Origin of the sequence: Curtobacterium sp. L3-7, from assembly GCF_048756585.1 — a bacterium.
In the GTDB taxonomy this organism is placed as follows: Bacteria; Actinomycetota; Actinomycetes; order Actinomycetales; family Microbacteriaceae; genus Curtobacterium.
Window position 1 is genome coordinate 1,790,099 of the sequence record NZ_CP151474.1, and the last position, 10,355, is coordinate 1,800,453.

Genomic DNA, 10,355 nt, shown 5'->3' on the forward strand with positions numbered 1-10,355 from the left:
GTGACCGACACGACTGTGGACAACACCCCGACGACGCCGACCGCTGTGGACTTCTGGTTCGACCCGAACTGTCCGTGGGCGTGGATGACCAGCCGCTGGGTGGGTGAGGTCGAGGGGCAGCGTCCGCTCGACGTGTCGTGGCACGTGATGAGCCTGTACGTCCTCAACGAGCACCAGGACGTGCCCGAGGACTACAAGGAGCGGCTCGCGCGGGGGCAGGTGTACCCGCGACTGGTGACTGCCGCGCGGCTCCGACTCGGCGACGACATCGTCAAGCCGCTCTACGACGCGCTCGGCGAGCACATCCACCACCGTCAGGAGGACGACCCCGCTGTTGTCGTCCCCGCGGTCCTCGAGGAGCTCGGCCTCGACGCCGACCTCGCCGAGTACGCCTGGAGCGACGAGGTCGACGCCGCGACGCGCGAGAGCCACCGCGACGGCATCGAGCGCGTCGGGCAGGACGTCGGCACGCCGGTCATCGCCGTCGAGGGCACCGCGTTCTTCGGCCCCGTCATCTCCCCGGCGCCGAAGGGGCAGCAGGCGCTCGACCTCTGGGACGGGATCGTCGCGGCCGCCCGGTACCCGGGCTTCTTCGAGCTGAAGCGTTCCCGCACCGTCGGTCCGATCTTCGACACGGCCGGCTGAGCACCCCGTCGTCAGGACAGCGGGAGTCGCATCAGCGTCAGGTCGAGCCACCGGTCGAACTTGCGTCCGACCTCCGGCAGCACCGCCACGACCTCGAACCCGAGGCGCTCGTGCAGGGCGATCGACCCCGTGTTGGCACTGCAGATGCCGGCCATCATCACGTGCAGGTCCCGCTGCCGTGCATGGGCCACGAGTGCGCGCATGAGCACGGACGCGATGCCACGGCCCCGGAACGCCGGCAGCACGTACACGCTGTGCTCGACCGTGTGCCGGTACCCGTCGTGCGGGCGGAACGGCCCGTACGTCACGTAGCCGGCGACCTCCCCGTCCACCTCGGCCACGAACACCGGCAAACCGGCGGCGCGGCGGTCCGACAGCCACGTGTCGAACCACGACCGCGGGTTCGGTGCGTCCTGCCAGATCGCCGTCGTGTGCAGCACGGCGTCGACGTGCAGCGCGTGGACGACGTCCAGATCGCCGGGCTCGCAGTCGCGGACGAGCACGTCCGACGCCGAGGACCCACCATTCGTCGCATATGCTGTCGCCATGTCTCAGATGGTAGACGACGATCGAGTGCTCGGCGAACGTCTCCGCGCACTCCGCGACGAGCGCCGCTGGAGCCTGACGGAGCTGGCCGAGGAGTCCGGCGTCTCGCGCGCGATGATCAACCGTGTCGAGCGCGGGGTGTCGAGTCCGACCGCGACGATCCTCGGCCGGCTGTCCGGGGCGTTCGGCCTGACGATCTCGCAGTTGCTCGACGAGCGTGGAGCCGACGGCCAACGACCGGGCGAGGTGCCGGAGTCCGGCAGCCCCGAGGACGCGACCGGCGTCCAACGCGGCGCGACCGCCGACCACTGGACCGACCCCGAGACCGGGTACCGCCGCCGTCCCGTGTCGAGCGCGGACTTCCCCGTGGACGTCACCGAGGTGCGCCTCCCGGCCGGTGCGTCCGTGACCTACCCGGCGTCGGCGTACGCGTTCCTGCGGCACTGCATCTGGGTCGTCGACGGCGAGCTCGGGCTCGTCGTCGGCGGTGAGCCGACGGTCCTCGCGGCGGGGGACCGGATCGAGCTGGGCGACCCGGCCGAGGTGACCTACCGGAACGACACCGAGGACGAGTGCCGCTACCTCGTGGTGGTGGCGAGGGGCGCTCGCAGCCGGGAATAGGATCGGATCATGCGCATCCACCTCGGAACGGACCACGCCGGCCTCGAGTTCTCGAAGACCCTCGCCGACCACCTCGCCGAGGCGGGTCACGAGGTCGTGGACCACGGCCCGACCGAGTACGACGCGCTCGACGACTACCCCTCGTTCTGCATCAACGCCGCGCACGCGGTCGTGCAGGATCAGATGGCCGGCGTGCAGGCGCTCGGCGTCGTGTTCGGCGGTTCCGGCAACGGCGAGCAGATCGCCGCGAACAAGGTCACCGGCGTCCGGGCGGCGCTGGTGTGGAACGAGTCCACCGCGCTCCTCGCCCGCCAGCACAACGACGCGAACGTCATCTCGATCGGTGCCCGTCAGCACACCGAGGCCGAGGTCATCGACTTCGTCGACCTGTTCATCGCGGAGCCGTTCTCGAGCGAAGAGCGCCACGCCCGCCGCATCGCGCAGCTCGCCGAGTACGAGCAGACGGGGCACATCGCCGGTAAGCAGATCGACGGCGCGGCCGAGTAGACAGGGACCATGCCCGAGGGTCACTCCGTCCACCGCATCGCCAACCAGTTCACCCGGCACTTCGTCGGCAAGCGTTGCGAGGTGTCGAGTCCGCAGGGGCGGTTCGCCGCCGGTGCAGCGAAGATCGACGGCAAGCGCATGGTCGCTGCCCGGGCCGTCGGCAAGCAGATGTTCCTCGAGTTCGAGGACGACCTGTTCCTCCGCGTCCACCTCGGCCTGTACGGGGCGTGGGACTTCGCGGGCATGGTGTCCTCCGCCGAGCAGCTGTCCGAGGACGGCGACGGCGAGGAGTCGCTGACGTCGATCGGCGCGCCGCGACTCGCCCGCTACCGGATGGCCGAGCAGGAGAAGGTCGAGGACCCGATCGAGTCCTTCCCGCCGGACCCCGTCGGGCAGGTCCGCGTGCGGCTCCTCACCGAGGACACCGTCGCCGACCTCCGCGGACCCACCGCCTGCGTCGTGGAGACCCCTGCCGAGGTCCAGAAGGCGCTCGACAAGCTCGGCCCCGACCCGATCAACGACGACGGCCCCGAGGCGGAGAAGACCTTCGTCGAGAACGTCCGGAAGCGGAACGTCGCGATCGGGCAGCTCCTCATGGACCAGGCCGTGGTGAGCGGCATCGGTAACATCTACCGTGCCGAGCTGCTGTTCCGGCAGCGGATCGACCCGTACAAGCCCGGCAAGCAGATCACCGTCAAGCAGGCGAAGGCGCTCTGGGCGGACTGGTCGACGCTGTTGCACGACGGCGTCCGTGACGGCCTGATGATGACGATGGACGGCCTGTCCGATGCGGAGCTCGAGAAGGCCCGCCGCTCCCGGAAGGACCGGCACTGGGTGTACCACCGCCAGGGCGAGCCGTGCCGGGTGTGCGGCACCGAGATCCGGATGGCCGACATGGCCGGCCGGAAGCTCTACTGGTGCCCGAAGGACCAGAAGTAGCGCTCGGTCACAGGTCGCGGTGGGTCCACCGTCCAGCGACGGCAGTGGCGAGGACGGGCATCTCCCGCAGCTGGGCCGAGGACGCCGCGAGCGGGTCGGCCGCGACGAGGACGAGGTCGGCGACGTCCCCGATCGACACCCCGACGCGACCGTCGGTCGAGCCGGTCCAGGCGGCCAGGGCCGACATGCGCTCCGACGGGTGCCACGGTTCCCGGCCGTCCCGGTCCCGCCCCACGGCGGCGGCGAGCGACACCCACGGGTCGAGGGGCGCCACCGGGGCGTCCGATCCGAGCAGCACCCGGGCGCCGGCCCTGGCGAGTGACGCGAACGCGAATGCCCGATCGGTCGAGCCCGCCCAGTAGCGGTCGGCGATGTCGCGGTCGTCCATGGCGTGCTCCGGCTGCACGGACGCGGCGACCCCGAGCCGGGCGAACCGGTCGACGTCCGTGTCCGCGAGCAGCTGGGCGTGCTCGATCGTCCCGCGGGCGCCGACCGCCTCGAACACGTCGAGCGCGAGGGTGTTCGCCCGGTCACCGATCGCGTGGATCGCGGGCACGAGTCCGGCGGACACGGCTCGCCGGGTGATCGCCACGAGCTCCTCGAACTCCCACGCGAGCACCCCCTCGCCGGTCGCCATCGCCGCGGTCCTGGTGCCGAGCGATCCGTCCGTCACGACCTTGAACGGCCCCATCGTGAGCAGGCCCCTGGTGCCAGGAGCGACGTCGCCGGTGCGCAGCCCCCGGGCGATCACGTCGTCGAGTTCGACGGGGTAGACGCCGGACGCCACCCGCAGTGCGTCGGTGCCGCCGTGGATCCGGCGGACCCAGCGGTCGAACCCGAAGCGCATCTCGAGGTCGACGATGCTCGTCAGCCCTCGTGCCGCGCCGGCCTCCACCGCGTCGGCGACGTACCCGTCGAGCACGGCGTCCGGCACCTGTGACAACGCACCGGTCACGTCGAACGCGTCCTGTTCGCGGAGGACCCCGTCCTCGCCGGCCGCGAGCGGCCGACCGAGGGCCTCGGCGAAGTGGGCGAGAGCGAGCGCGTTGCACCAGACCGCGTGCAGGTCACCGCTGATGACGACCGCCGGGAGGCCCGGTGCGGCCTGGTCGAGCAGCTCGCGTCGGGCAGGGCGGGGCCACATCCCGTCGCGGTAGCCGTGGCCGATGAGGACCGGGTCCGAGACACCGGTGCGCGCGACCTCGGCCAGCAGGTCTGCCGTGGCCTCGGCGCTGTCGCACGTCGAGACGTCGACGCGCCGGCGGACGAGCGCCCACTGGTCGAAGTGCGTGTGGTGGTCGCGGAGGCCTGGTCCGAGCCAGGCGCCGCCGGCCTCGACGACGTCGGTGTCCGGGCCGGACGGGTCGACGGTGCCGGCGGGTGCGATCGCGACGACGACGCCGTCGCGGACCAGCACGTCGGCCGGTGCCCCCGCCGTGCCGATGCGGCGGACGGTGCGGAGCAGGACCTCGGTCACGCGTTGCCACCGCCCCGGACGCGCTCCATCTCGTCCGCGAGCGCCGGCGAGGCGTAGGGACCGTCGCCGCGGAGCCCGGCGATGACGTCGTCGACGACCTCTGGTGCCTTGTTCTGGGACAGCTTCGCGCGGGCGTCGAACCGGGTGACCCGGATGCGGATGCCCACGGTGCCCTTCGCGATGCGCCTGGCGGTCTCCTCGTCGACGTCGAGCGACACCGGCTCCGGCATCTCGCGCTCGAAGTGGTCGACGAGTTCGCCGAGGACGCGGAAGTTCTCCTCGTCGGACAGGATCTCCGGCGTGCCCCAGAGGTGCGCCGTGACGTGGTTCCAGGTCGGCACGAACTGCTCGGCGGGGTACCAGGCGGGGGAGACGTAGCCGTGCGGTCCCTGCACGACGACGAGGACCTCGTGCTCGCCGAGTTCGTGGGCCTGCTCGTCGGGGCGGCCCACGTGCGACACGAGGACGATCTCGTCGTCCGACGCCTCCTCCAACAGGAACGGGTAGTGCGACGCGACGAGCCCCGCGGCGGTGTGGGACACGATCGTCGCCCACGGGTTCCCGCGGACGAGCCGCTTGACCTCGTCGACGTCGGTCATCAGGAAGTGGGGCGTGTGTCGCATGCTCGCCAGCGTTGCACAGGAGCCCCCGTCAGCGCGACAGGTGTCGTTTCCCGAGTGTTTCAGAACGGTAAAAGTTTCAGAGTTCATTGAAAGAAGCATTGCTTCGGGGTCACGAGCGGGCCTAGCTTCACTCATCAACGACGACCCGAGGAGAACTTCATGCGACGCAGGACGATCGCCGCGCTGGCCGCGGCGGCCACGGTGGCACTGGTGGCGACCGGCTGTTCGGCAAGCGGCACCGCCGACTCGGGCTCCGGCTCGGGCGGCTCCCTGGTGTACGCGACGGGCGAGCCCGACCACCTGACCCCCGGGCGACAGACCGTCGCCTTCGACCAGGTGATGAGCTTGTTCGCCCCGCTGACGCAGACCGACGCGAAGGGCGAGCTCCACGACGTCGCCGCGAAGAGCGTCGAGAGCGACGACGCCACCACGTGGACGATCACCCTCCGCGACGGCTGGAAGTTCCAGAACGGCGAGACGGTCACGCCCGAGAGCTACGTCAAGGCGTGGAACTACGTCGCCTACGGCCCGAACGCGTGGGAGAACAGCGGGCAGCTCGCCTCGATCGTCGGCTACACCGACCTGAACCCGGCCTCCGGGACGCCGAAGACCAAGGAGATGTCGGGCCTGAAGGTCACGGGCGACGACACCTTCACGGTGACCCTGACCCACGCGGACAGCCAGTTCCCGCTGCAGCTCAGCCAGGCGCAGACGGCGTTCTACCCGATGCCCGACGCCGCCTACGACGACATGAAGGCGTACGACAAGAAGCCGATCGGCAACGGTCCCTACGAGATGACGAAGGCCTGGAAGGCGGACCAGGAGTTCACCGTCTCCGCATGGAAGGGCTACGAGGGCACGAAGCCCACCACCGCGAACGTCACCTTCCGCAGCTACTCGGACATGAACACCGCCTACACCGACGTGCTCGCCGGGAACGCCGACGTGCTGTTCCTGCCGACCGACAAGATGACGAGCGCGAAGGCCGACTTCGGCGACAAGCTGCACTCGTTCGACGCACCCGGCATCGACTACCTCGGCTTCCCGCTCTGGGACGAGCGGTACTCGAACCCGGACGTCCGCCGCGCGATCTCGATGTCGATCAACCGCGAGCAGGTCAACAAGGCGATCTACGGTGGCCTGTACGACCCCGCCACGGCGCTCACCCCGCCGTCGATGTCCGGCACCGAGGAGGGCATCTGCGGTGACGCCTGCGAGTTCGACCCGGCGGCTGCCAAGAAGCTCCTGGCCTCCGCCGGCGGCTTCGACGGCACGATCACGCTCGTCTACCCGGGCGGCAACGGCCTCGACTCGCTGTACCAGGCGTACGCGAACCAGATCCGCCAGAACCTCGGCGTCGACACCGAGGCGAAGGCCACCACCGACTGGGCGTCGTACTACTCGGAGCTCACCGACAAGAAGATCGAGGGCCCGCACTTCGGACACTGGGGTGCGCTCTACATCAGCCAGCAGAACACCCTCCGGGCGCTCTTCACGACCGCAGGCGGCTGCTCGCCCTGCACCGGGTACTACCAGAGCGACGAGGTCGACTCACTGCTCGCGAAGGCGGACTCCGCCGGGTCGCAGGCCGAGGCGAACGAGTACTACACGCAGACGCAACAGGCGGTCCTGCAGGACTTCCCGATCGTGCCGACCTTCTTCGACAAGTACTCGTACGTCACCAGCGACAAGATCGCGAAGCTCCCCGCGGTGGCCGGCAGCCCGGTCATCGCGCAGATCGCCGTGAAGTAGGGCACCACATGGACCGCGACACCATCCTCCGCCTCGTCTCCGAGGTCCCCGACCACGACGGCTTCCCGCTCGTCGACGACCTGCACGCCCGGTTCGACGCGCTCGCCGCGGCCCACCCGGACCAGGTCACGGTCACCCGCATCGGGACGAGCCGGCTCGGTGAGCCGCTCCACAGCTACCGCATCGGTTCCGGGTCGCACGCCGCCGTCATCGTCGGCGGCGTGCACCCGAACGAACCGATCGGCTCGTGGACCGCGCTGCACCTGGCGTCGACGATGCTCGAGGACCCGGTGGCAGCGGCGGCGCTCGACGTCACCTGGCACATCGTCCCGACGATCGACCCGGACGGGATGCGACTCAACGAGGCGTGGTTCCACGACCCGCACGACCGGGTGTTCTACTCGCGGCACTTCTACCGGCCGGCTCCGGACAGCCAGGTGGAGTGGACGTTCCCGAACAACTACAAGTCGGTGTACTTCGACCAGGTGCTGCCCGAGACGCTCGCGTTCATGCGCCTCATCGACGACACCGAGCCCGACCTGCTCGTGTCACTGCACAACGGCGAGATGGGCGGCGTCTACTACTACCTCTCCGAGGACCTCCCCGACGTGATCGACGTGCTGCACGCCGTCCCGGAGTCGCTCGGGCTGCCGCTCGACACCGGGGAGCCCGAGTCGCCGTTCCTCCGCGAACTCGCCCCGGCGGTGTTCGCGATGGACGGCATCGAGACGGCGTACGACTACCTCGAAGGGCTCGGCGTCGACCCGGGGGAGCACATCCACGGGGCGTCGAGCGCGTCGTGGGCGATGCGGCACGGCGCCCTGTGCATGGTCGCGGAACTGCCGTACTGGAGCCACCCCGACGCGGACGACCAGACGCCGACGGACGAGTCGTACGCCGACCTGCTCCGACGCTGTGCTGACGAGCTCGGCGCGTCGGGGACGGAGCTGCAGGAGATCCTCGACCTGGCGTCGCCGATGACCACGATCGAGACGCCGTTCCTCGAGGGGTCGCGGGCGTTCGTCCCGATGCTCCGCTCCGGCCCGGAGACCGACCGCGCACGGGCCGACCGTGAGCCGGCCGACCGGATGGCCACCGTCGCCGAGCGCTTCGGCTGCGAGGACCTGGTCCGCTGCTTCCGCCTCCGCTACGGCGGCATGCTGCTGCGGGCGCTCGAGGCGGAGACGACCGCAGGCACGGCGTCGGCGCCGCTCCGGCGGCTCCGGGACCGGCTCGCCGAGCGCTACGCGCTCTGGCAGGCGGACGCGGTGACCGGCGCGGAGCCGATCCCGGTGGGCAAGCTGGTGGGGGTGCAGTACGGGGCGATCCTCGCCTGCGCGGCGCACGTGGCGGACCCGACCCGAGCCTCCCGTCCGGCCATGGCCACCACGAACCTGCCGGGAGGCTCGTGATGCGTCCGGCGCTCACCGTCGGCCGCCGCCTCGGCGGCCTGGTGATCGTGTTCCTCGGGGTGACGTTCCTCATCTACGCGATGACCTTCGCCCTGCCGGGTGACCCGATCCGGGCGCTCGGCGGGGACCGACCGCTCAGCGACTCGGTCGTCCGGGCGCTGCGGGCGGAGTACCACCTCGACCAGCCGCTCTGGCTGCAGTACGTGCAGTACCTCGGCGGGCTGTTCCGTGGGGACTTCGGCACCGACTTCAACGGCCAGTCGGTCGGGGAGCAGATGGCCTCCCGCTGGCCGGTCACGATCACGCTGGCGCTCACCGCGTGGGCGCTCGAGATCGTCCTCGGCATCGGGCTCGGTGTGCTGTCGGCGCTCAAGCGCGGGACGGCGCTCGACAAGACGGTCCTCGTCGGCACGATCGTCGTCGGCGCGATCCCGGTGTTCGTCCTCGGCGTCGCGCTGCAGCTCGTGTTCTCGGTGCGGCTGCACTGGTTCCCCGTCGCGGGTGCCACCGCCGGCTGGCCGACCGCGTACGTGCTGCCGGCGTTCGTCATCGCGCTGTTCGGGCTCGCGGCGGTGTCCCGGCTCACCAGGACGTCGATGATCGAGACGCTCGATGCCGACTACGTCCGGACGGCCCGCGCGAAGGGACTCACGCCCGGGCGGATCGTCGGGGTGCACGTCATGCGGAACTCGCTCATCCCGACGGCGACCTACCTGGCGACGGACCTCGGGTACCTGATGGGCGGCACCGTGATCATCGAGGGCATCTTCAACCTCCCAGGCGTCGGCAACCTGCTGTTCCAGGGGATCCGGTCGCACGAGGGCGCGGTGGTCGTCGGGATCTCGACGGCGCTCATCCTCGTCTTCCTGGTCACGAGCGTGCTCGTCGACCTGCTGCACGCCGCCCTCGACCCGCGCGTCCGGACGGGAGCCGCCGCATGACCACATCAGCCATCGGTGCGACCGTCGAACCGGTCGTCGCCGCTCGACGCCGGCCCCTCGTCGCCGCGGTCCGGACCCCGGGGTTCTGGGTACCCGCAGCGGTGCTCGCGATCGTCCTGCTCATCGCGGCCTTCCCGCAGCTGTTCGCCGGGCTCTTCGGCCACGGGGACCCCCGCGTCTGCCAGCTCGGGCGGAGCGGTGCGTCCCCGACGGCCGGGCACCCGTTCGGGTTCGACCTGCAGGGGTGCGACGTGTACGCGAACGTGGTCTACGGCACCCGGTCGTCGATCTCCGTCGCGGTGCTGACCACCGTGCTCGCCGGCATGGTCGCGGTCGTCGTCGGCACCGTCGCGGGCATGGTCGGCGGATGGGTGGACGCGGTCCTCGCGCGCCTGACGGACGTGTTCCTCGGCTTCCCGTTCCTGCTCGGTGCCGTCGTCGTGCTGAACAGCGTCGGCGAGCGCTCGGTCCTGACCGTGTCGCTCGTGCTCGCGCTCTTCGGCTGGCCGACCATGGCCCGGCTCGTCCGGTCGAGCGTCCGCGGCGTCCGGAACGCCGAGTTCGTGCTCGCCGCCCGCACGATGGGACTCTCGACGTGGCGCATCACGACCAGGTACGTGCTGCCGTCGTCGATCTCGCCGCTGCTCGTCCTCGCGACGATCACGATCGGCGGGGTGATCGTGTCCGAGTCGACGCTGACCTACCTCGGCATCGGCCTCGAGAGCCCGGCGATCTCCTGGGGGCTGCAGCTCTCCGCTGCCACGAGCCAGTTCCTGCGTGCCCCGCACATGCTCATCGCTCCCGCCACGTTCCTCGCGGTCACCGTGCTCGCCGTGATCGCGCTCGGCGACACGCTGCGCGCGGCGCTCGACCCCCGACGGCGCTGAACAGG

11 protein-coding genes are annotated in these 10,355 nt (G+C 70.7%); 8 read left to right on the forward strand and 3 right to left on the reverse strand.

Translation table 11 applies throughout. From position 1 onward, the window contains the following. The gene (locus AAEP80_RS08725; RefSeq protein WP_420366732.1) at positions 1-645 is read left to right on the forward strand and encodes a DsbA family protein; all 645 of its coding nucleotides are present in this window, start codon (positions 1-3) and stop codon (positions 643-645) included. A gap of 11 nt (positions 646-656) precedes the next feature. Here the strand turns inward: AAEP80_RS08725 and AAEP80_RS08730 are convergent, their stop codons facing one another. After that, entirely contained in the window at positions 657-1,193 is a 537-nt protein-coding gene (locus AAEP80_RS08730) for a GNAT family N-acetyltransferase (protein ID WP_420366733.1), read from the reverse strand. On the opposite strand from AAEP80_RS08730, the gene AAEP80_RS08735 reads away from it, so the two are divergent. The 3 genes from AAEP80_RS08735 to AAEP80_RS08745 are packed head-to-tail and all read left to right on the forward strand — an operon-like array spanning position 1,192 to position 3,258. Beyond that, a complete protein-coding gene (locus tag AAEP80_RS08735; RefSeq protein ID WP_420366734.1) occupies positions 1,192-1,812 on the forward strand; it encodes a helix-turn-helix domain-containing protein in 621 nt (206 codons plus the stop codon). The genes AAEP80_RS08730 and AAEP80_RS08735 overlap by 2 nt on opposite strands. A 9-nt stretch (positions 1,813-1,821) precedes the next feature. Then, a complete protein-coding gene (locus AAEP80_RS08740; protein WP_420366735.1) occupies positions 1,822-2,319 on the forward strand; it encodes a ribose-5-phosphate isomerase in 498 nt (165 codons plus the stop codon). Between the two features lie 9 nt (positions 2,320-2,328). Continuing rightward, positions 2,329-3,258, forward strand: coding sequence for an Fpg/Nei family DNA glycosylase (locus AAEP80_RS08745; RefSeq protein WP_420366736.1), 930 nt, complete (start codon positions 2,329-2,331; stop codon positions 3,256-3,258). Positions 3,259-3,265: 7 nt separating this feature from the next. Here AAEP80_RS08745 and AAEP80_RS08750 read toward each other — a convergent pair whose 3' ends face one another. After that, positions 3,266-4,735, reverse strand: a complete 1,470-nt coding sequence (locus tag AAEP80_RS08750) for an amidohydrolase (RefSeq protein ID WP_420366737.1) — start codon at positions 4,733-4,735, stop codon at positions 3,266-3,268. Next, positions 4,732-5,358 (reverse strand): FMN-binding negative transcriptional regulator, encoded by a 627-nt coding sequence (locus AAEP80_RS08755; protein ID WP_420366738.1) that lies wholly within the window; start codon positions 5,356-5,358, stop codon positions 4,732-4,734. The genes AAEP80_RS08750 and AAEP80_RS08755 overlap by 4 nt, the downstream gene beginning before the upstream one ends. Before the next feature lie 159 nt (positions 5,359-5,517). Between AAEP80_RS08755 and AAEP80_RS08760 the strand changes: the two genes are divergently transcribed. From AAEP80_RS08760 to AAEP80_RS08775, 4 genes are read left to right on the forward strand one after another with little or no spacing between them, the layout of a single operon-like run. After that, positions 5,518-7,110 (forward strand): peptide ABC transporter substrate-binding protein, encoded by a 1,593-nt coding sequence (locus AAEP80_RS08760; protein WP_420366739.1) that lies wholly within the window; start codon positions 5,518-5,520, stop codon positions 7,108-7,110. Between the two features lie 8 nt (positions 7,111-7,118). After that, entirely contained in the window at positions 7,119-8,522 is a 1,404-nt protein-coding gene (locus AAEP80_RS08765; protein ID WP_420366740.1) for a M14 family zinc carboxypeptidase, read from the forward strand. Next, positions 8,522-9,463: an ABC transporter permease gene (locus AAEP80_RS08770; protein ID WP_420366741.1), complete on the forward strand. Its 942-nt coding sequence runs from the start codon at positions 8,522-8,524 to the stop codon at positions 9,461-9,463. Before AAEP80_RS08765 ends, AAEP80_RS08770 begins: the two co-directional genes overlap by 1 nt. Next, the gene (locus AAEP80_RS08775; RefSeq protein ID WP_402729204.1) at positions 9,460-10,350 is read left to right on the forward strand and encodes an ABC transporter permease; all 891 of its coding nucleotides are present in this window, start codon (positions 9,460-9,462) and stop codon (positions 10,348-10,350) included. Before AAEP80_RS08770 ends, AAEP80_RS08775 begins: the two co-directional genes overlap by 4 nt. Positions 10,351-10,355: the final 5 nt, after the last annotated feature.